Source organism: Pseudomonas sp. P106(2024) (genome assembly GCF_057480815.1).
Genome location: NZ_JBLIYU010000009.1, coordinates 174362 through 196193, shown reverse-complemented (window position 1 = coordinate 196193; position 21832 = coordinate 174362). Strand labels below are relative to the sequence as shown.

General features: G+C 64.7%; 17 protein-coding genes. 11 read left to right on the top strand and 6 right to left on the bottom strand.

Annotated features, from left to right (window positions below; all coding sequences use genetic code 11):
• Positions 1–114 precede the first annotated feature (114 nt).
• From ppsA to AC25M7_RS16590, 8 genes are all read left to right on the top strand, one after another.
• Positions 115–2490: a phosphoenolpyruvate synthase gene (gene ppsA, locus AC25M7_RS16625; RefSeq protein ID WP_028692935.1), complete on the top strand. Its 2376-nt coding sequence runs from the start codon at positions 115–117 to the stop codon at positions 2488–2490.
• A gap of 136 nt (positions 2491–2626) precedes the next feature.
• The gene (locus AC25M7_RS16620) at positions 2627–3619 is read left to right on the top strand and encodes an alpha/beta fold hydrolase (RefSeq protein WP_088852827.1); all 993 of its coding nucleotides are present in this window, start codon (positions 2627–2629) and stop codon (positions 3617–3619) included.
• Between the two features lie 121 nt (positions 3620–3740).
• Positions 3741–4232 (top strand): ribonuclease E activity regulator RraA, encoded by a 492-nt coding sequence (gene rraA, locus AC25M7_RS16615; RefSeq protein WP_023630330.1) that lies wholly within the window; start codon positions 3741–3743, stop codon positions 4230–4232.
• A 25-nt stretch (positions 4233–4257) separates the two neighbouring features.
• Positions 4258–5253, top strand: coding sequence for a zinc transporter ZntB (locus AC25M7_RS16610; protein ID WP_028692937.1), 996 nt, complete (start codon positions 4258–4260; stop codon positions 5251–5253).
• Between the two features lie 210 nt (positions 5254–5463).
• Positions 5464–5727 (top strand): hypothetical protein, encoded by a 264-nt coding sequence (locus AC25M7_RS16605; RefSeq protein ID WP_062359630.1) that lies wholly within the window; start codon positions 5464–5466, stop codon positions 5725–5727.
• A gap of 2 nt (positions 5728–5729) precedes the next feature.
• The gene (locus AC25M7_RS16600) at positions 5730–6554 is read left to right on the top strand and encodes a mechanosensitive ion channel family protein (protein ID WP_028692939.1); all 825 of its coding nucleotides are present in this window, start codon (positions 5730–5732) and stop codon (positions 6552–6554) included.
• A 112-nt stretch (positions 6555–6666) separates the two neighbouring features.
• The gene (sigX, locus tag AC25M7_RS16595; protein WP_036986838.1) at positions 6667–7233 is read left to right on the top strand and encodes an RNA polymerase sigma factor SigX; all 567 of its coding nucleotides are present in this window, start codon (positions 6667–6669) and stop codon (positions 7231–7233) included.
• Positions 7234–7344: 111 nt separating this feature from the next.
• A complete protein-coding gene (locus AC25M7_RS16590) occupies positions 7345–8385 on the top strand; it encodes an OmpA family protein (RefSeq protein WP_028692941.1) in 1041 nt (346 codons plus the stop codon).
• Positions 8386–8457: 72 nt separating this feature from the next.
• Here the strand turns inward: AC25M7_RS16590 and AC25M7_RS16585 are convergent, their stop codons facing one another.
• The 4 genes from AC25M7_RS16585 to AC25M7_RS16570 form a co-directional block, all read right to left on the bottom strand.
• Positions 8458–10116 carry a bifunctional protein-serine/threonine kinase/phosphatase gene (locus AC25M7_RS16585; protein WP_486971282.1) on the bottom strand — a complete coding sequence of 553 codons (1659 nt, stop codon included), beginning with the start codon at positions 10114–10116 and terminating at the stop codon, positions 8458–8460.
• 9 nt (positions 10117–10125) lie between these two features.
• Positions 10126–11337 (bottom strand): nitrate/nitrite transporter, encoded by a 1212-nt coding sequence (locus tag AC25M7_RS16580; RefSeq protein ID WP_069017317.1) that lies wholly within the window; start codon positions 11335–11337, stop codon positions 10126–10128.
• Positions 11338–11487: 150 nt separating this feature from the next.
• The gene (locus AC25M7_RS16575) at positions 11488–12063 is read right to left on the bottom strand and encodes an ANTAR domain-containing response regulator (RefSeq protein ID WP_062359624.1); all 576 of its coding nucleotides are present in this window, start codon (positions 12061–12063) and stop codon (positions 11488–11490) included.
• Between the two features lie 10 nt (positions 12064–12073).
• The gene (locus AC25M7_RS16570; RefSeq protein ID WP_197866929.1) at positions 12074–13348 is read right to left on the bottom strand and encodes a CmpA/NrtA family ABC transporter substrate-binding protein; all 1275 of its coding nucleotides are present in this window, start codon (positions 13346–13348) and stop codon (positions 12074–12076) included.
• Positions 13349–13414: 66 nt separating this feature from the next.
• Here AC25M7_RS16570 and AC25M7_RS16565 point away from each other — a divergent pair, with 66 nt between their 5' ends.
• Entirely contained in the window at positions 13415–14437 is a 1023-nt protein-coding gene (locus AC25M7_RS16565; protein ID WP_028692946.1) for a quinone-dependent dihydroorotate dehydrogenase, read from the top strand.
• Positions 14438–14565: 128 nt separating this feature from the next.
• Here AC25M7_RS16565 and rmf read toward each other — a convergent pair whose 3' ends face one another.
• Positions 14566–14781 carry a ribosome modulation factor gene (gene rmf / locus AC25M7_RS16560; protein ID WP_003248687.1) on the bottom strand — a complete coding sequence of 72 codons (216 nt, stop codon included), beginning with the start codon at positions 14779–14781 and terminating at the stop codon, positions 14566–14568.
• Between the two features lie 550 nt (positions 14782–15331).
• Between rmf and rlmKL the strand changes: the two genes are divergently transcribed.
• Together rlmKL and AC25M7_RS16550 are read left to right on the top strand one after the other, a co-directional pair.
• Positions 15332–17530 carry a bifunctional 23S rRNA (guanine(2069)-N(7))-methyltransferase RlmK/23S rRNA (guanine(2445)-N(2))-methyltransferase RlmL gene (rlmKL, locus tag AC25M7_RS16555; RefSeq protein ID WP_280093583.1) on the top strand — a complete coding sequence of 733 codons (2199 nt, stop codon included), beginning with the start codon at positions 15332–15334 and terminating at the stop codon, positions 17528–17530.
• A 95-nt stretch (positions 17531–17625) separates the two neighbouring features.
• A complete protein-coding gene (locus AC25M7_RS16550) occupies positions 17626–20022 on the top strand; it encodes a sensor domain-containing diguanylate cyclase (RefSeq protein ID WP_062359616.1) in 2397 nt (798 codons plus the stop codon).
• Between the two features lie 337 nt (positions 20023–20359).
• Here the strand turns inward: AC25M7_RS16550 and dacB are convergent, their stop codons facing one another.
• Positions 20360–21823, bottom strand: coding sequence for a D-alanyl-D-alanine carboxypeptidase/D-alanyl-D-alanine endopeptidase (gene dacB / locus AC25M7_RS16545; protein WP_062359614.1), 1464 nt, complete (start codon positions 21821–21823; stop codon positions 20360–20362).
• Positions 21824–21832: the final 9 nt, after the last annotated feature.

Sequence of the window (21832 nt, the reverse complement as noted above, 5' to 3'; positions counted from 1 at the left end):
GGTTGCTCGGCATTCTCACTTATTTTCCAGGTCCAGGCCACAAGCGTCCGGCCCAGTCAGTCAGGCAGGCGGGCGCCCTTGAGCTTTTCCAATACAGTTAGTGGAGAGATCACCTTGGTAGAGTACGTAGTTTCCCTCGATAAGCTCGGCGTCCATGATGTGGAGCATGTGGGGGGCAAGAACGCATCCCTGGGCGAGATGATCAGTAACCTCGCAGGTGCCGGTGTCTCGGTGCCGGGCGGCTTTGCCACTACGGCTCAGGCGTACCGCGATTTTCTCGAACAAAGTGGCCTCAACGACCGCATCCACGCGGCGCTCGATGCGCTGGACGTCGATGACGTCAACGCCCTGGCCAAGACCGGCGCGCAGATCCGCCAGTGGGTGATGGAAGCCGATTTCCCGGCGCGTCTGGATTCGGAAATCCGTACGGCCTTCGCCGAGATGGCCGGCGGCAATGAAAACATGGCGGTGGCCGTGCGTTCCTCGGCCACCGCCGAAGACCTGCCGGATGCCTCCTTTGCCGGCCAGCAGGAGACCTTCCTCAACATTCGTGGCGTCGACAACGTGATCCGCGCGGCCAAGGAAGTGTTCGCGTCGCTGTTCAACGACCGCGCCATTTCCTACCGCGTGCACCAGGGCTTCGACCACAAGCTGGTGGCCCTGTCCGCCGGCGTGCAGCGCATGGTCCGCTCCGAGACCGGCACCGCCGGTGTGATGTTCACCCTCGACACCGAGTCGGGCTTTCGCGACGTGGTGTTCATCACCGGCGCCTACGGCCTGGGCGAAACCGTGGTGCAGGGCGCGGTCAACCCTGACGAATTCTACGTGCACAAGCAAACCCTGCAGGCCGGCCGCCCAGCGATCCTGCGCCGCAACCTGGGCAGCAAGGCGATCAAGATGGTCTACGGCGACGAGGCCAAGGCCGGTCGTTCGGTCAAGACCGTCGAGGTCGAGCGTGCCGAGCGCGCGCGCTTCTGCCTGAGCGACGCCGAGGTAAACGAGCTGGCCAAGCAGGCGATGATCATCGAGCAGCACTACCAGCGCCCGATGGACATCGAATGGGCCAAGGACGGTGACGACGGCAAGCTGTACATCGTCCAGGCCCGCCCTGAGACCGTGAAGAGCCGCTCCAGCGCCAATGTCATGGAACGCTACCTGCTGAAAGAGAAAGGCACCGTGCTGGTCGAGGGCCGCGCCATCGGCCAGCGCATCGGCGCCGGCAAGGTCCGCGTGATCAACGATGTCTCGGAAATGGACAAGGTCCAGCCGGGCGACGTACTGGTCTCGGACATGACCGACCCGGACTGGGAGCCGGTGATGAAGCGCGCCAGCGCCATCGTCACCAACCGCGGCGGGCGTACCTGCCACGCGGCGATCATCGCCCGTGAACTGGGCATCCCGGCTGTCGTCGGCTGCGGCAACGCCACCCAGGTCCTGAAAGACGGTCAGGGCGTCACTGTATCCTGCGCCGAAGGCGATACCGGCTTCATCTTCGAAGGTGAGCTGGGCTTCGACGTCAAGCAGAACTCGGTCGATGCCATGCCGGAGCTACCGTTCAAGATCATGATGAACGTCGGCAACCCGGACCGCGCCTTCGACTTCGCCCAGTTGCCCAACGCCGGTGTCGGCCTGGCGCGCCTGGAGTTCATCATCAACCGCATGATCGGCGTGCACCCCAAGGCGCTGCTCAACTACGCCGGCTTGCCGCCGGAACTGAAGGAAAGCGTCGACAAGCGCATCGCCGGCTACGACGACCCGGTCGGCTTCTATGTCGAGAAGCTGGTCGAGGGCATCAGCACCCTGGCTGCGGCCTTCTACCCGAAAAAGGTCATCGTGCGCCTTTCGGACTTCAAGTCCAACGAGTACGCCAACCTGATCGGCGGCAAGCTCTACGAGCCGGAAGAAGAGAACCCGATGCTGGGCTTCCGCGGTGCCTCGCGCTACATCAGCGAGTCGTTCCGTGACTGCTTCGAGCTCGAGTGCCGTGCGCTGAAGCGGGTGCGCAACGAGATGGGCCTGACCAACGTCGAGATCATGGTGCCATTCGTGCGTACCCTGGGCGAAGCCAGCCAGGTTGTCGACCTGCTCGCCGAGAATGGCCTGGCCCGCGGTGACAACGGCCTGCGCGTGATCATGATGTGCGAGCTGCCGTCCAATGCCATCCTTGCCGAAGAGTTCCTCGAGTACTTCGACGGCTTCTCCATCGGCTCCAACGACCTGACCCAGCTGACCCTGGGCCTGGACCGCGACTCTGGCATCATTGCCCACCTGTTCGATGAACGTAACCCGGCCGTGAAGAAGCTGCTGGCCAATGCCATCGCCGCGTGCAACAAGGCCGGCAAGTACATCGGCATCTGCGGCCAGGGCCCGTCGGACCACCCGGACCTGGCCAAGTGGCTGATGGAGCAGGGCATCGAGAGCGTGTCGCTGAACCCGGACTCGGTGCTCGAGACCTGGTTCTTCCTGGCCGAGGGCCAGGGCGCGGCCTGATGCGCTGAAGGCAACACACTGTGGGAGCGGGCTTGCCCCGCGATAGCGCCAGATGGGACAGCAGTGTCTGCAGGTCTGGCTCAATCGCGGGGCAAGCCCGCTCCCACGTTCAAGTCACCTGTTTTTTCGTGAACCCATGCAAAGCAGCTCCACCCAATTCCCCGTCGCGTTGCTCAGTGCCGAGCGCCGCGGCGACCTCAGCGAAGATGTCTATCGGATCAAGGCCGGCAACAGCCCCGACCCGAGCGTCGAGCTGGCCGTCACCCGCCTGGGCCTGGCCGACCAGGATCGCGCCCAGGGCGTGCCGGTCATCCTCCTGCACGGCAGTTTCTCCAACCGGCGCTTCTGGTACTCGCCCAAGGGCGTCGGCCTGGGCGCCTACCTGGCCCGCGCCGGGTTCGATGTGTGGATCCCGGAGATGCGCGGCCATGGCCTGTCGCCGCGCAACCGCGACTGGCGGCAGAACCGCGTGGCCGACTATGCCCGCTACGACCTGCCGGTAATCGGCGCTTTCGTTCGTGAGCAGGCCGGGCAGGCGCCGCACTGGGTCGGCCACTCGCTGGGTGGCACCACCCTGGCGGCGGCCCTGGGCAGCGGTTGCCTGGATACCGCGCTGGTGGCCAGTGCGGCGCTGTTCGGCACCCAGGTCAGCCGGGTCTACTGGCCGCTGAAAGTGCCGCCGGTGGAGTGGGGCGCGCGGGTGTTGCTCAAGCGCTTCGCGCAGATCTCGGGCTCGCGCCTCAAGCGTGGCCCTGAGGACGAACCTATCGGTTTGGCCTTGGAGAGCCTGCGCTGGAATGGCCTGTTCGGCCGCTTCGGCGACAAGGACAAGGACTGGTGGGCGGGCCTGGCCGAGGTCGAGGTGCCGCTACTGGCGGTGGCCGGGGCCGGCGACTTCCAGGACCCGGTGTGGGCCTGTCGCAAGCTGTTCGAGCAGTTCGGCGGTGACGCCAGGCAGTTCCTGCGCCTGGGGCGCGAGGAGGGCTTCGAGGCCTTCGGACATGTCGACATGCTGGTCAGCAAGGCGGCGCAAACCCAGGTGTGGCCGCTGGTGGAGCGCTGGTTGAGGGATCCGCGGGTGCCGGTGCATGCCTCGACGGTTGTGATGGAGCCGGTGCCCGCCAATTGATTGCGTGTCGGTATCTTCGCAGGTAAAGGCGAACTGACTGCTCGGTCCCGGATGACTGCCGGCCTCCTGCGGTGTAGCCTTGCTCCACATCCGCTTTCGTTGTGACTGACAGGAGTTTCCCATGCAGCATTACGTAACGCCCGACCTGTGCGACGCCTACCCGGACCTGGTTCAGGTGCTCGAACCGATGTTCAGCAACTTCGGCGGCCACGACTCGTTTGGTGGCCAGATCGTCACCATCAAGTGCTTCGAGGATAACTCGCTGGTGAAGGAGCAGGTCGAACTCGACGGCAAGGGCAAGGTCCTGGTGGTCGACGGCGGCGGCTCGCTGCGCCGCGCGCTGCTGGGCGACATGCTCGCCGAGAAGGCCGCGAAGAATGGCTGGGAAGGCCTGCTGATCTACGGCTGCGTGCGTGACGTGGACGTGCTGGCGCAGACCGATGTCGGCATCCAGGCCCTGGCCAGTCACCCGATGAAGACCGACAAGCGCGGCATCGGCGACCTCAATGTCGCGGTGACCTTCGCCGGCGTGACCTTCCGCCCGGGCGAGTACGTGTATGCCGACAACAACGGCGTGCTGGTCTCGCCAAGCCCGCTGAAGATGCCCGAGTGACGCGCCGTACACCGATGGAGCTTTGATGTTCGAGGAAGACAACGCGCAGTGGGGCCTGGTGCATGCCCTGGTGCTCGATGGCAAGGGTGGCGCGCGCTCGATCGCCCGCACCGAGCTGGACGACCTGCAGCTGCAGCCCCAGGAGAGCCTGTGGCTGCACTGGGATCGCAGTCACCCGCAGACCCGCACCTGGTTGCTCCACGACAGTGGCCTCAGCGAGTTCGCCTGCGAGCTGCTGCTGGAGGAAAACACCCGCCCACGCCTGCTGCCGCTGGCCGACGAGCAGATGCTGCTGTTCCTGCGCGGGGTCAACCTCAACCCGGGCGCCGAGCCCGAGGACATGGTCTCGGTGCGCATCTTCGCCGAGGCGCGGCGGGTCATTTCCCTGCGTCTGCGGCCCCTGCGGGCGAGTGACGAGGTCTTGCAGCAACTGGACGAGGGCAGGGGGCCGAAGACTGCCTCCGAACTGCTGTTGCTGATGGGCGAGCTGTTGACCGAAAAGGTCCAGGCGCTGGTCAGTGACCTGTCAGAAGCGGTCGATCTGGAAGAAGAAAAGGCAGAATCCGACGAACGGTATTCTCCGGCCCAGGGCAGCCTGCAGCAGATCCGTCGCCGCGCCGCCGGCCTGCGGCGTTTCCTCGCCCCCCAGCGCGACATCTATGCCCAGCTGTCGCGCAATAAATACAGCTGGTTCGCCGATGCCGATGGGGACTACTGGAACGAGCTGAACAACAGCCTGATCCGCTACCTCGAAGAGCTCGAGCTGGCCCGCGAGCGCGCCGCGCTGGTGCTGGAAAGCGAGGACCGGCGGCGCAGCGAGCGGATGAACCGGACCATGTACCGGTTCGGCATCATCACCTGCATATTCCTGCCCATGAGCTTCGTTACCGGGCTGCTTGGCATCAATGTCGGCGGAATTCCGGGGGCGGAAAACCCCTACGGCTTCCTGTTCGCCTGCATCGTCGTGCTGGGGCTGGCGGCAGGGCAGTGGTGGATGTTTCGGCGGTTGCGGTGGGTTTGACATCGAAGGGGCCGCTGCGCAGCCCATCGCGACACAAGGCCGCTCCTACAGGGATCGCGTTTGCCTGTGGGAGCGGCCTTGTGTCGCGATGGGGCGCGCAGCGGTCCCTGAGTAGTGGCCAGCGGAGGCAATTTGAAACATTCGTCCCAGTGGCAGGTGTGACCCGTCGTCACCAGCCCTCGTCTTTGACTGACATTGCGCGAGGTGCCCATGCACGATCCGTTTGAAGAATCCCTGCGCGACCTGCTCAAGGCGTCGCCGTCCGGCCAGGACCGCGACGACGCCGCCTGCCTGGGTCGCGTGCTCAAGACCGCCAACCGCCAGGTCGGCGCGGGCGATCTGTTCAGCCTGCTTGGCCGCTGGAGCCAGGCGCTGCTGATCGCCGTGAACAATGGTTCGGCGCACGTCGCGCCGGTCCGTCGCAACTCTACCCGCAAACCTGCCACCGGCAGCAACGCAGATAAGGCCGATTGAATATGGAACTCGATCTCTGGACCCAGAGCTTGGTCACCGCGATGACTGCCCTTTGGACCAAAGTGGCGAACTTCATCCCCAACCTGTTCGGCGCGCTGGTGGTGGTGCTGCTTGGTTTCGTCGTGGCCAAGCTGCTCGACACCCTGCTGTCCAAGGTGCTGGCCAAGTTCGGCCTGGATCGCCTGATGAGCGGCACCGGGCTGACCAAGATGCTCGCCCGGGTCGGCATCCAGGTGCCGATCTCGACCCTGATCGGCAAGATCGTCTACTGGTTCGTGCTGCTGATCTTCCTGGTCTCGGCCGCCGAATCCCTGGGGCTCGAGCGGGTCTCGGCGACCCTCGACATGCTCGCCCTGTACCTGCCCAAGGTGTTTGGCGCGGCCCTGGTGCTGCTGGCCGGCGTGCTTCTGGCGCAACTGGTCAACGGCCTGGTGCGCGGTGCCGCCGAGGGCATTGGCCTGGAATACGCCGCCGGCGTCGGGCGCATCGCCCAGGGCCTGGTGATCATCATCAGCATCTCGGTGGCCATCAGCCAGCTCGAGGTCAAGACCGACCTGCTGAACCACGTGATCGTCATTGGCTTGATTACCGTTGGTCTGGCAATTGCATTGGCGATGGGGCTGGGCAGCCGGGAAATCGCCGGGCAGATCCTGGCCGGCATCTATGTGCGCGAGCTGTACCAGGTCGGCCAGCAGGTGCGCATTGGCGAGGTCGAAGGCCACATCGAGGAGATCGGCACGGTCAAGACGACCCTGCTGACCGATGAGGGCGAACTGGTGTCGCTGTCTAATCGCGAGCTGCTCGAGCAGCGCGTGAATAGCCGCTAACCGCGCAAAAGCTGTTAATGTATGCCGCCGCAAAAATCGGCCCAGGGGCCGAGCGGCGACATTGACCTGACTGTCGGCCAGATCCGTTTTGAATAAAGTTCATTCGCCGCCCATGCGCTATGACCCCCGCGAGCTCACCGACGAGGAGTTGGTGGCGCGATCGCATGAGGAGCTGTTTCACGTCACCCGCGCCTACGAGGAGCTGATGCGCCGCTACCAGCGCACGCTGTTCAACGTCTGCGCGCGCTACCTGGGGAACGATCGGGATGCCGACGATGTCTGTCAGGAGGTGATGCTCAAGGTGCTCTACGGGTTGAAGAACTTCGAGGGCAAGTCCAAGTTCAAGACCTGGCTCTACAGCATCACCTACAACGAATGCATCACCCAGTACCGCAAGGAGCGTCGCAAGCGCCGGCTGATGGATGCCCTGAGTCTGGACCCTGTCGAAGAGGCGTCCGAGGACAAGGCACCGAAGCCGGAGGAAAAAGGCGGGCTGGACAGATGGCTGGTGCATGTGAACCCGATCGACCGGGAAATCCTGGTGCTGCGATTTGTCGCAGAGCTGGAATTCCAGGAGATCGCGGACATCATGCACATGGGCCTGAGCGCCACGAAGATGCGCTACAAGCGTGCGCTCGACAAGCTTAGAGAGAAATTTGCAGGCCTGGCTGAAACTTAGTTGTCAGCAAATACCTCTAACCAATCGGCAAGTTCTGCTAGACTTGCCGTCGAGTTGTCCCCCCGGATTGTGGTGGGACTGCTTAACTATCACCAGATGGGGATTTAACGGATGAAATTGAAAAACACCTTGGGCTTGGCCATTGGCTCGCTCGTGGCCGCTACTTCGTTCGGCGTTCTGGCTCAAGGCCAAGGCGCTGTCGAAATCGAAGGCAACGTCACCAAGCAGTACTACGACAGCGAACGTAACTTCAAGAACGACGGCACCAACCCAGGTGTCCGCCTCGGTTACTTCCTGACCGACGACGTCTCCCTGGACCTGGGCTACAACGAGACCCACAACGCGCGTGGCGAAGTCTTCAACAAAGACATCAAAGGCTCCAAGACCAAGCTGGACGCCACCTACCACTTCGGTACCGTCGGTGACGCCCTGCGTCCGTACGTTTCCGCTGGTTTCGCTCACGAGAGCCTGGGCCAGGCCACTCGTAACGGCCGTGACCACTCCACCTTCGCCAACGTTGGCGCTGGCGCCAAGTGGTACATCACCGACATGTTCTTCGCCCGTGCCGGCGTCGAAGCCATGTACAACATCGACAACGGCAACACCGAGTGGGGCCCGACCGTCGGTCTGGGTCTGAACTTCGGTGGTAGCGGTGGCCAGAAAGCCGCTCCTGCGCCGGCTCCGGTCGCCGAAGTCTGCTCCGACAGCGACAACGATGGCGTCTGCGACAACGTCGACAAGTGCCCTGACACCCCAGCCAACGTTACCGTTGACGCTGATGGCTGCCCGGCTGTTGCCGAAGTCGTTCGCGTTGAACTGGACGTCAAGTTCGACTTCGACAAGTCGGTCGTCAAGCCAAACAGCTACGGCGACATCAAGAACCTGGCTGACTTCATGAAGCAGTACCCACAGACCACCACCACCGTGGAAGGTCACACTGACTCCGTCGGCCCAGACGCTTACAACCAGAAGCTGTCCGAGCGTCGTGCCAACGCTGTCAAGCAAGTCCTGACCCAGCAGTACGGCATCGAATCGAGCCGTGTTGACTCGGTTGGCTACGGTGAGACCCGTCCGGTCGCCGACAACGCCACCGAAGCTGGTCGCGCCGTCAACCGTCGCGTAGAAGCCCAGGTAGAAGCCCAGGCCAAGTAATTGGTTTGACGCTTCACGAAAAACCCGGCCTTGGCCGGGTTTTTCTTTGCCTGCGATTTCTTGCGAATGCGCTCAGGGCTTGAGCAGCACCAGCAACAACACCATGTTCAACAGCAGTGACACCAACCCAATCGTTCGCCATACCTTCAACGGCTCGCGCTCCAGCAGCGGCCGTGGCCGCTCGGTCAGCTCCTGGCGATCTCCCCGCTCCAGCAACAGCAACCACTGCTCTGCGGTCTCGAACCGCTGCGCGGGGTCGGCGGCCACCGCCTGCAACAGGTTACGCTGCAACCATTCCGGTAGATCCGGCCGATAACGCGCCGGGTTCACTGGCGTACCGAAACGCGGCCGCTGGAACGCCTCGACCTCGCCGTAGGGGTAATGGCCGGTGAGCAGGTGGTAAAGCGTCACGCCCACGGCATACAGGTCCTGGCGCGGCGCGGGGGGCTGGCCGTCGAAGGCTTCCGGGGCGAGAAACGAGGGTGTGCCCGGCAAGGCATGGGGCGGGTCTTCGCAAAGCCCAGGGCAGTACGCCAGCCCAAAGTCCAGCAGGCGCAACTGGCCATCGCTGCCGTAGTGCAGGTTCTCCGGCTTGATGTCGCGGTGCAGCAGGTTGCGCCGATGCAGCACGCCGACGGCTTGCAGCAGCTGGCGGGCGACCTCCAGCCATTGCGCCAGCGGCAGCGGGGGCTGTCCGCTGAGGGGCGTGCCGGGGTAATCGCGCATCAGGTAGTACAGGTGCTGGCGTTGACTGGCCGGGTGCACCTCAGGGAAGTGACGGCCGGCGACACGGCGTAGGAACCACTCTTCCAGCAGCAGCGCCTGGGCGGCCCCGGGCTCCTGGTCGCGTGACTGCGGCAGGGTCTTGAGCAGCCAGGGTTGGCCGTGCGGGTCGCGGACCCGGTACAGCAGCGATTGCCGACTCTGGGCCAGCAGGCTGTCGACTTGCCAGCCATCGATCGACTGGCCGTCACGCAACGCACCTGGCAGCGGCCAGTGCTGGAGTTGCGCCAGCGTGTCGCCCAGATTGCTGGCGCCCAGCTGATCTACTCGCACCATCAAGGCGCTGGCGTTGTCCTGGCTGCCGCAATGGTGGGCACTGGCAACCAGGGTTTCGGCGGCCATCTGCAGGTCGGGTTGTTCGCGCAGGATCGCGCGGATGTGCGCATCGCCCAGGCTGGCCCACACGCCGTCGCTGAGCAGCACGAAGCACTCGCCTTCGCACAGGTCGCCTTCCAGGTAGTCCACCAGCAGTTGCTGGTCCAGCCCCAGCGCGCGCTTGAGCACGTGCTGCATGCCAGGCTGGTCCCAGACATGGTCTTGGCTCAGGCAGTGCAGCTGGTCGGCTTGCCAGCGATACACCCGGCAATCGCCGACATGGGCCAGGGTGAATCGCCGCCCGCGCAGCACCAGGGCGCTGAGGGTGGTCAGCAGTGGCTGGCCATTGCCTTGGGCACGCAACCAGCGGTTCTGCGCCGTGAGCAGGCGCTCCAGCGCCTGCGTCACGGCCCAGGTGGCGGGCGTGGCGTAGTAGTCCAAGGCCAGGGCCTGCAGGCTGGAGCGCGCCGCCAGGCCACCATCGGCGCACTGGCTGACGCCGTCGGCCAGTGCGCACAAGTAACCTTTGCTGGCGGCCAGCTCCGGCGCGGGGGTCACCAGGCGCAGGGCGTCCTGGTTTTCCGGGCGAGGTCCGGTGGCGCTGGCCTGGGCGAAGCTCAGTTGCAGGCTCATGGCGCGGCCTCAGACCCGCGCGGCGGTGATCGCCGCCGAGCCCCAGGTGGTGCGCCAGCGTTGCTTGACACCATGCAGGCCGACCCAGGCCAGCAGGCCGAGGCTGGCGAACAGCCACAGGCCGAGCTGGTAGTCGCCGGTATGCTGCTTGATGGTGCCCAGGCCTGCGGCAAGCAGGAAACCGCCGATGCCGCCAGCCATGCCGATCAGCCCGGTCATTACGCCGATCTCCTGACGGAAGCGCTGTGGTACCAGTTGGAACACCGCGCCGTTGGCGGCGCCCAGCCCGAGCATGGTACTGACGAACAGGGCCAGGGCCGCCGCAGCGCTGGGCAGGTTGAAGCCCACTGCGGCGATACACACGGTGGCCACGCCGTACATTGCCAGCAGGGTGCGAATTCCGCCGAAGCGGTCGGCCAGGGCACCGCCGAGGGGGCGCATCAGGCTGCCGGCGAACACGCAAGCGGCGGTGTAATAGCCCGCGGTCACTGGGCTCAGGCCGTACTGGTCGCTGAAGTAGCCGGGCAGGGTGCTGGCCAGGCCGATGAAGCCGCCGAAGGTCACGCTGTAGAAGAACATGAACCACCAACTGTCGCGATCACCCAATGCCTTGAGGTAGTCGGCCATTGCCTTGGGCCTTGGACGTTGCGGTGCATTGCGCGCCAGCAGGGCGAACAGGACGAGGGTCAGCAGCAAGGGCAGCAGGGCGAAGCCGAACACATTGTTCCAGCCGAAGCCCGCCGCCAGCGCCGGGGCCAGCAGCGCGGCGAACACCGTGCCGGAGTTGCCGGCGCCGGCGATGCCCATGGCCTTGCCCTGGTGCTGGGGCGGATACCATTGCGAGGCCAGCGGCAGGGATACGGCGAACGAGGCCCCGGCAAAGCCGAGGAACACGCCCAGCAGCAACGCCTGCTCGTAGCTGTGAACGCCCAGGTGCCAGGCGCAGGCCAAGGCGACGATCACGATGACCTGGCCGATCAGCCCGGCGGTCTTGGGCGACAGGCGATCGACCAGTAGCCCCATGGCAAAGCGCAGCACCGCGCCGGCCAAGATCGGCGTGGCCACCATCAGCCCCCGTTGCTGGGCGCTAAGCTGCAGGTCGGCGGCGATCTGCACCGCCAGGGGGCCGAGCAGGTACCAGACCATGAAGCTCAGGTCGAAATACAGGAAGGCGGCGAACAGCGTGGGCACATGCCCGGATTTCCAGAAGCTCGTATTCATCGAACACCTCGTTGGGCGCGGAAACGAAAAGACGCCGCTGCCCGGTCCACGGCCGTGGAAGGGCGAGCGACGTCTTTGTCGGGGGTATGGGGGCAACCGCCGTTGGCTACCGGGGCGATTTCAGCAAGAGCCGGGCCAAGTCTGCTGGCGTCAGCCCAGTATCTCCGACATCGCGATGATCTGTTCCGCCACCTGGATCAGCTTCTGCTGACGGCTCATGGCCTGGCGGCGCATCAGGGTGTAGGCGTGTTCCTCGTTGCAGTCCTTCATCTTCATCAGCAAGCCCTTGGCCTGCTCGATGCGCTTGCGCTCGGCCAACTGCTGGTCGCGGGCCAGCAGTTGGGCCTTGAGCGCTTGATCGCTTTCGAAGCGGGCCATGGCCACGTCGAGGATTGGTTGCAGGCGCGTGGCCTGGATGCCCTCGACGATGTAGGCGCTGACCCCGGCCTGTATCGCCTGGCGCATCACGCCGGGGTCATGCTCGTCGGTGAACAGCACGATAGGGCGCGGGCGGTCGCGGCTGACCAGCACCACCTGCTCCATCACGTCACGGCCCGGTGACTCGGTATCGATCAGCACCACGTCCGGGTGCACTGTTTCGACACAGGCGGGCAGGTCGATGCTCAGGCTGCCGGCCTCGATGACTTCGAAGCCGGCCTCGATCAGGGCAGCCTTGAGGCGGCCGACCTTTTTTTCCGTGTCGTCGATCAGCAGGATGCGCAACATGCCCGTGTCCTCAGCGGCGGACGCGGGCGTCGGGCGCCGCGTCCAGGGCGTGCAAGTGGAAGCTGCGCGCATAACCATGGGGGTCGCTGCCGTCCCAGCGGCTGCCGTCGATCAGCAGGCTGCTGCGCATGGGCGGGTCGGCGCAGGGTACGCCCAGCGCCGTGGCAGCCTCGCGGTACAGCGCCAACTGCTGCACCTGGCTGGCGACTGCCAGGTAGTCCGGGTCGTCATGCAGCAGGCCCCAGCGGCGGAACTGGGTCATGAACCACATGCCGTCGGACAGGTACGGCAGGTTGGTCCGACCCTGGTCGAACAGGCGCAGGCCGTGAGGGTCGTGCCAGCGATGGCCCAGGCCGTCCTGGTAGTCGCCGAGCAGGCGCGGCTCGATGCTGCCGACCGGGGTGTCCAGGTAGGCGCTACCACTGAGCAGTTGCGCGGTACCACGACGGTTCTCCTGACTCTGCTCGATGAAGCGCGCGGCGGCGAGTACCGACTTGATCAGTGCCCGGGCGCTGTTGGGGTACTGTTCGACGAAGCCGTGGGCACTGGCCAGGACTTTTTCCGGATGATCGGGCCAGATCGACTGGCTGGTGGCCAGGGTGAAGCCCTGTCCCCTGGCGAGGGCATCTGCTGACCAGGGTTCGCCGACACAGAAGCCGTCGATGCGCCCGGCCTGCAGGTGGGCGGCCATCTGCGCCGGCGGCACTACCACGCTGGTGACGTCGTGCAGCGGGTGGATGCCCTGGCTGGCGAGCCAATAGTACAGCCAAAGGGCATGGGTGCCGGTGGGAAAGGTCTGGGCGAAGGTCAATCGCGCACCCTGCTGGTGCACGAGCCGCGCCAGTGCCTCGGGGCTGGTCACGCCTTTGCGTTGCAGTGCAGGGGAGAGGTTGATGGCCTGGGCGTTCTGGTTCAGGCCCATGAGCACGGCCAAAGGGCTGGCAGGTGCGCCGCCGATGCCCAGGTGTACTGCGTACACCAGGCCATAGAGGCAGTGGGCGGCGTCCAGCTCGCCACTGACCAGCCTGTCGCGCAGCCCGGCCCAGGAGGCTTGGCGGCGCAGGTTGAGGGTCAGGCCGAACTGCTGGGCGAAGCCCTGGGTGGCAGCGACCACCACCGAGGCGCAGTCGGTCAGGGCCATGAAGCCGATGTCCAGGCTGGGCTTTTCCGGCGCGTCGCTGCCGTTGACCCAGGCCAGGGGCGTTGTCGGGAGGGCTGTGTTCACGAAAATCCTCGGGCGATCGCGGATGGCTGCATGCAACAGACTTAGCAACCCATGTGCCATGGCCCTGTCGCCCCGGCGGCGCGCTGGCTATAATCGCCCCCTCACACACCGCGAGTCCGCCCGCCCATGTATACCCTGGCCCGCCAGCTGCTGTTCAAGCTCTCCCCGGAAACCTCCCACGACCTCTCGCTGGACCTGATCGGCGCCGGTGGCCGCCTTGGGCTCAACGGCCTGCTGTGCAAGCAGCCGGCGGCGTTGCCGGTAACGGTGATGGGCTTGAACTTCGCCAACCCGGTTGGCCTGGCCGCCGGCCTGGACAAGAACGGCGCGGCCATCGACGGCTTTGCCCAGCTGGGCTTCGGCTTCGTCGAGATCGGCACCGTGACGCCGCGTCCGCAGCCGGGCAACCCCAAGCCACGGCTGTTCCGCCTGCCGGAGGCCACCGCCATCATAAATCGCATGGGCTTCAACAACCTGGGCGTCGATAACCTGCTGGCGCGGGTACGTGCCGCGAAGTACACCGGTGTGCTGGGCATCAACATCGGCAAGAACTTCGACACCCCGGTCGAGCGGGCCCAGGACGACTACCTGATCTGCCTGGAGAAGGTCTACAACGACGCCAGCTATATCACCGTCAACGTCAGCTCGCCGAATACCCCGGGCCTGCGTTCATTGCAGTTCGGCGACTCGCTCAAGCAACTGCTCGATGCCCTGGCCGAGCGCCGTGAGAAACTGGCACAGGCGAACGGCAAGCGCGTACCGCTGGCGATCAAGATCGCGCCGGACATGAGTGACGAGGAGACCGCCCTGGTGGCTGCGGCGCTGGTCGAATCGGGGATGGATGCGGTAATCGCCACCAATACCACCCTGGGGCGCGAGGGTGTCGAAGGCCTGCCGTATGGCGGCGAGGCCGGCGGCTTGTCGGGTGCGCCGGTGCTGGAGAAGAGTACCCACACGGTGAAGGTGCTCGCTGGTGAGCTGGGCGGCAAGCTGCCGATTATCGCTGCGGGCGGGATCACCGAGGGGCGCCATGCGGCTGAGAAGATTGCCGCAGGGGCGAGCCTGGTGCAGATCTATTCGGGCTTCATCTATAAAGGCCCGGCGCTGATCCGCGAAGCGGTGGATGCCATCGCCGCGATGCCAAGGTAGTTTCGAGGGACATTTCGCGCATTGATGCAGGACAAGGGCATAAAAAAGGGCCCCTTCAAAGGGGCCCCTGGGCCGCAGCCCGCCGCCCGGATAGGGCGCGCATGGTGACTCGAATTCAGCGTCCTCGTTCAGCCAACGGCGTGATTTTCGTTGAGTCTATGAATGCCAGCGGTGCCGGTCATGCCATCCCAGTTGTCGCCGCGACCTTCGCGCCAGCCGTTGATCCAGGCTTGGCGTACAGAGGGTAGATTGAAGGGGCAAAGTTCGCGGGATTTGCCGGTGACCCCATACTGGTAGCCACGTGAATATGCTCTTTCCAACGGATCACGCTTAAGTCTTCTCATAGGGTGTTGCCCTCACTTGTTGACTGTAATGTCCCGTCGGCCTCTCCGAGGCCGGGCAGAATCGTTCTGCCGGTGTGCGCCCGCTGCCGGCGTCGCGGGCTGGAAGTGCCGCCCCGTTGCGGTGCGGCCTGAGATCAGTTCTAACGAATGCGAGTCACAGTGTGAATGATCGATTTGTCATAAGGACGTAACCTTTCCGAGGGTGAGGGGATAAGTAAATAAATGCGACTCAACCTTGTTTGTCGTTGAGCCCGCTATGATCAGGGTTTAGTCAACCTTGACGTCAATTGGCCAGCGTTGCTGGATGATCACAGTAATATTTGGTAATGCGACGAAGGGTCACATCTGAGCCCCACGTCCACGCAATTTTCATACTGCCCGACGATCAAAGCTTCTTGCGCCACCCGGCAAAGGAGTGATCGACCGGGCGGCCAGGCTTGGCGAGCGTTTCGCCGGGCCACCCGGACGCCTGCTGGAAAGGCGTGCGGGCAAACAGCGGCAGCCGATGCGTCGGCTTGCCATTTACCTAGCCAAAGGCTCTGGATTGCACATGTCGGACCGTTTCGAACTTTACCTTACCTGCCCCAAGGGTCTTGAAGGCCTGCTCGCCGAGGAGGCCCGCCAACTGGGGTTGAATGAGGTGCGTGAGCACACCTCGGCCATTCGCGGCGATGCCGACATGGAAACCGCCTACCGCCTATGCCTCTGGTCGCGCCTGGCCAACCGCGTGTTGCTGGTGCTCAAGCGCTTCTCGATGAAAAACGCCGACGACCTGTACGACGGCGTACACGCCGTCGACTGGGCCGACCATCTGGCGGCCGATGGCACCTTGGCGGTGGAATTCAGCGGCCATGGCTCGGGCATCGACAACACCCATTTCGGCGCCCTCAAGGTCAAGGATGCGATCGTCGACAAGCTGCGCAACCGCGAAGGCCTGCGCCCGTCGGTAGAGAAGGTCGACCCGGATGTGCGCGTACACCTGCGCCTGGACCGCGGCGAGGCGATTCTGTCCCTCGACCTGTCCGGCCACAGCCTGCATCAACGTGGCTATCGTCTGCAGCAGGGCGCTGCGCCCCTGAAGGAAAACCTGGCGGCGGCGGTGCTGATCCGCGCCGGCTGGCCACGCATCGCGGCCGAGGGCGGCGCCTTGGCCGACCCGATGTGCGGCGTGGGCACCTTCCTGGTCGAGGCGGCAATGATCGCCGCCGATATCGCCCCCAACCTCAAGCGCGAGCGCTGGGGGTTCAGCGCCTGGCTCGGCCATGTGCCGGCGCTGTGGCGCAAGGTACACGATGAGGCCCAGGCCCGTGCCCAGGCCGGCCTGGCCAAGCCACCGCTGTGGATCCGCGGCTATGAGGCCGACCCACGACTGATCCAGCCCGGGCGCAACAACGTCGAGCGCGCGGGCCTCGGCGACTGGGTGAAAATCTACCAGGGCGAGGTGGCCAGCTTCGAACCGCGTCCGGACCAGAACCAGAAAGGCCTGGTGATCAGCAACCCGCCGTACGGCGAGCGCCTGGGCGACGAAGCCAGCCTGCTGTACCTCTATCAGAACCTCGGCGAGCGCCTGCGCCAGGCCTGCATGGGCTGGGAGGCGGCGGTGTTCACCGGTGCGCCGGAGCTGGGCAAGCGCATGGGTATCCGCAGCCACAAGCAGTATGCTTTCTGGAACGGCGCGTTGCCGTGCAAGCTGTTGCTGTTCAAGGTCCAGCCCGACCAGTTCGTCACCGGTGATCGTCGTTCGGTCCAGGCCGAGGCGACTGAGGGCGAGCCTCGTCGTCAGGCCCCGGTGGCCAGTGAGCCGGCGCGCCTGTCGGAAGGCGCGCAGATGTTCGCCAACCGCCTGCAGAAGAACTTCAAGCAACTGGGCAAATGGGCTCGCCGCGAGAAGGTCGATTGCTACCGTGTATACGACGCTGACATGCCCGAGTATGCCCTGGCGGTCGATCTGTATCACGACTGGGTGCACGTGCAGGAGTATGCGGCGCCGCGTTCGATCGATCCGGACAAGGCCCAGGCACGTCTGCTCGATGCGCTGAGCGCGATTCCACAGGCCCTCGGTGTCGATCCGCAGCGCGTGGTGCTCAAGCGCCGGGAACGCCAGACCGGCACCCGCCAATATGAGCGCCAGGCCACCGAAGGACGCTTCCAGGAGGTCAATGAGGGAGGCGTCAAGCTGCTGGTCAACCTCACCGACTACCTGGACACCGGGCTGTTCCTCGATCACCGCCCGATGCGCATGCGCATCCAGCGCGAGGCGGCGGGCAAGCGCTTCCTCAACCTGTTCTGCTACACCGCTACGGCCACCGTGCATGCAGCCAAGGGCGGCGCGCGCAGCACCACCAGCGTGGACCTGTCGAAGACCTACCTGGACTGGGCACGGCGCAACCTGTCGCTCAACGGTTTCTCCGAGCGCAACCGCCTGGAGCAGGGTGATGTCATGGCCTGGCTGGAGAATGCCCAGGACAGCTACGACCTGATTTTCATCGACCCGCCGACCTTCTCCAATTCCAAGCGCATGGAAGGGGTGTTCGACGTGCAGCGCGACCATGTGCAGCTGCTCGACCTGGCCATGGCGCGCCTGGCCCCGGGCGGTGTGCTGTACTTCTCCAACAACTTCCGCAAGTTCCAGCTCGACGAGCACCTGGCGACGCGGTACGTGGTGGAAGAGATCAGCGCCCAGACCCTGGACCCGGACTTCGCCCGAAACAACCGTATCCACCGCGCTTGGCAGCTGCGTCTGCGCTGAACCGACGAGGTACGTGGCACGCCTGCTGGCCAGTGGCTATAAATCAGGACAGGGCGGGACAATACGCAGGACGCTGACCTTGGTTGGAGTCTTCTATGTCGAACCCGGGCGTACCTGTGAAGCGGCTTGGCCTGGTCGGCGACGAGTTGTCGGCCTGGGGCGTGGCCCTGGCGGCGCTGGTCGCCGGGGCGTTGCTCACGGCGGCTCTGGCAATCGCCACCCAGACCTTCTACCAGCAGCAACTGCGCCAGCGCTTCGAGCTGCTGGCCAGCGAGCGCTACAGCCGTATCGCCGAGCGTTTCGAGGAACAGGCGCAGCGCCTGGATGGCCTGCGCCGGTTCTTCACCTATTCCACTGACATCACCCCCCGCGAGTTCGATGGCTACGCACGTCCTTTGCTGCATCGCACCCAAGCCTACTCCTGGGCACCGCGGGTAGAGGCGGCGCAGCGCGAGGACTTCGAGCGGCGCGCGAGTGCCTCGCTCGGCCAGCCTTACCAGATACGCGACCTGGACGACCACGGTGCTTGGCAGGCAGCGCCTGCGCGCGATCATTACTATCCGGTCCTGTACACCCAGGCGGCGAGCCGTCAGGCCCAGCCCTATGGTTTCGACCTGGGTGGACAGGTCCTGCGCGCCGCGACCCTGGCCCGGGCCGCGAGCCCCGGCAGCATGGCCGTGTCGGCGCCGCTGGACATGATCAATGTCCAGCCGGACTATACTCGTGGCCTGTTGATTGTCGCCCCGGTGTTCACTGATGGGGCGCCCAGGGATGAGCCTCCCCGGGGTTATGTAATGGCCTTGCTGAGTCTGCATCAGCTGATCGCCGAGAGCCTGCCGACGGTGGCCGACGACAACCTGGTGGTGCGCATTGTCGACCTGTCCACGGAGGGTGGGCACGAGTTGCTTTTTGATTCGGGGATGGCGCCAGTGCGCATGGGCTTTACCAGCAGTCACCTGCTGCATCTTGCCGATCACCACTACCAACTCGATATTCACCCCAGCCAGGGTTTTCTCGCCGCCAACCGCTCATCGGCGGTGCCGGTGGTGGCGTTGCTCGGCGGTCTGCTCAGTGTGTTGCTGGCGCTACTGCTGTACAGCCTGTTCAGTCAGCGCCAGCGCGCCCTGGGCCTGGTGGCTCGGCGCACCGCCGAGCTGCGCATCAGCGAGCAGTCATTGCGCGAAACCCACAACCAGTTGCGTAGCGTGCTCGATGCCGCGACTCAGGTGGCGATCATCGCCACCAGCCTGCGCGGAGTGATCGGTACGTTCAATGCGGGCGCCGAGCGCATGCTGGGCTATTCGGCCGGCGAAGCGCTGGGCCAATTGCGGCTGGAAGATCTGGTCTTGCCCGAAGAGTTGCACCAGCGGGCCCATGCCTTGAGCGTGCGCTTTGGTCGCGAGGTTGGCGCGGGTCAGGCGATGTTCGCCGAGACCGTGCAGGAGGGCGGCGCGGAGCCAGCGGACTGGACGCTGGTGCGCAAGGATGGCAGCCACCTGCTGGCCAATATGCTGGTAACGGCGGTGCTGGACGAGCAGGGGTTGTGGGTGGGCTACCTGGCGATCTGCATCGATGTCACCGAGCGGCGCCGGGTGCACGAGGCCTTGGCGGCCCGCGACCGGCTGCTGGAAAAGCTCAGTGCCGAGGTGCCTGGTGGGATCTACCAGTATCGCCTGAACGCCGATGGACATTCCTGTTTCCCCTACGCCAGCCAGGGCCTGCACGACATCTACGAGGTGGACCTGGCGTTGCTGCGCCAGGACGCCGCGGCGGTGTTCGAGCGCATCCATCCGGACGACCTGGAGCGAGTGCGGCGCTCGGTGCGTTACTCCGCCGAGTACCTGACGCCGTGGCGTGAGGAGTACCGGGTGTGCCTGCCACGGGCGGGGTTGCGTTGGGTGCGGGGGGAGGCAACGCCGGAGATCGGTGAGCACGGCAGCACGCTCTGGCATGGGTACCTGACCGATATCTCGGACCTCAAGCGGGTGGAGGAGGAGCTGCGGGCGTTGTCGGTGACCGATGCCCTGACTGGGATCTACAACCGGCGCTACTTCCAGGAGCGGCTGCGTAATGAACTGGATCGAGCGCAACGGGATGGGTTGGACCTGGCGGTGATCATGCTGGATATCGATCACTTCAAGCGAATCAACGATCAGTACGGGCATGCGGTGGGGGATCATGTGCTGCGCAGCCTGTGCCAACGGATCGGGCAGCGGTTGCGGCGCACTGATGTGTTTTGTCGGTTGGGGGGGGAGGAGTTCATGGTGTTGTGTCCGGGGAGCAATGCCGAGCAGGCGCGGATGTTGGCGCAGGAATTGTGGCAGGGGGTGCGGAGTGTGCCGGTGGAGGGGGTGGGGCGAGTGACGGCGAGCTTTGGTGTGGCGGGGTGGCGGGTTGGGGAGGGGGCGGATGCGTTGTTGTTGCGGGCGGATGCTGGGGTTTATGTGGCCAAGCAGCGGGGGAGGGATCGGGTTGAGGGGGAGTTGTCTTGAGTTAAGCTTGGTCTGTTGTTTGATTATTTGATTGTTTGATTGTTTGATTGTTTGTGTTGAAGGTTTTATGCGCATTCATTTTTGATGTCGACGCTTAGTCACCTTCTCGCCCTTACGGCCAGCCCTTTCAAGGTCTTGCGATTTTTGAGATATGACGTTTCCAGCTCAATATTGCCGGGGTCGCAAAGCGACCCCGGCAATTCCAAGTCGAACGCTAATTTTCAACACCTTGAAAGGGCTGGCCGTAAGGGCGAGAAGGTGACTATGCGTCACCATCGCCAATGAATGCGCTTACAACCCTCAAAACCACCACCCTGAAAGCCCAAGCCCACTCAAATCAAGGCATCACCCCAACAGTCCCATTCCCCGCCTTCGGCTGCCGGTAAAGATCCAGCAACACCTGGTCCAGCACCTGGGAAGCCCCCCAAGGCTTGGGATCATTGAGAATGGCCGCCACCGCCCAGGTGTGCCCGTTACTGTCCCGGCTGAACCCGGCAATCGCCCGCACGGTATTCAGGGTCCCGGTCTTGATGTGCCCTTCACCGGTCACGGCCGTGCGCTTGAGCCGCTTGCGCATGGTGCCGTCCATCCCTACCAGCGGCATCGAGCTGATGAACTCCGCCGCGTAAGGACTCTTCCAGGCCGCTTGCAACAGTGCCGCCATCTCGCGGGTGCTGACCCGCTCGGCACGGGACAGGCCCGAGCCGTTCTCCATCACCAGGTGCGGCGAAGTGATGCCTTTCTTGGCCATCCACTGTCGCACCACACGCTGGGCGGCACGGGCGTCGTCGCCGTCAGCGTCGGTGCGGAATTGCGCGCCAAGGCTCAGGAAAAGCTGCTGGGCCATGGTGTTGTTGCTGTACTTGTTGATATCGCGGATGACTTCGACCAAGTCCGGCGAGAAAGCGCGGGCCAACAGGCGAGCGCTCTTGGGCACGTTCTCGATGCGGTCACGGCCCTGGATGCTGCCGCCCAGCTCGTTCCAGATCGCCCGCACGGCGCCGGCCGCGTAGGTCGGGTGGTCCAGCAGTGACAGATAGGTCTGCGAGTTGCAGCCATCGGCGAGCTGGCCACTGATCGTCACGCTGACACCGTCCGGCTGGACTACCGGGTTGTAGCGCACATCGCCGGTGCATTGCTTGCCGGCCACGGCCTTGACCTGGTTGTCGATGCGGATGCTGGCGATTGGCGGCTCGACCGAGACATTGACCTTGCCACCGTCGTTGCGGGCGACGAAGCGCAGGGCTTTGAGGTTGACCAGCAAAGAGTCCGGCTTGACCAGGAACGGCTTGTTCTCGTCGCCGCCGTCGTCATCGAACTGCGGCAGGTTGGGCTGCACGAAGTGGCTACGGTCAAGGACCAGGTCGCCGGTCACGGTGCGCACACCGTTGGCGCGCAGATCGCGCATCAGCAGCCAGAGCTTCTCCATGTTCAGCTTGGGGTCGCCGCCACCCTTGAGGTACAGGTTGCCGTTGAGCACGCCATTGCTCAGGGTACCGTCTGTATAGAACTCGGTCTTCCATTGGAAGGTCGGCCCCAGCAGTTCCAGCGCGGCGTAGGTGGTGACCAGTTTCATGGTCGAGGCCGGGTTGACCGACACGTCGGCGTTGAACACGGTTGCCGTGCCCGGGCCATCCAGTGGCAGCATGACCAGGGACAGGGCAGAGTCCTGTAGCTTGTTGGTCTTGAGCGCCTGCTGCACCTTGGGTGGCAGGCTGGTGTTGACGGTGGCGGCCTGCACGGACAGCGAAAGGGGCAGGAACAGGCTGGCGAGCAGCAGTGGGCGGAGCGTCTTGATCATAAATGGACA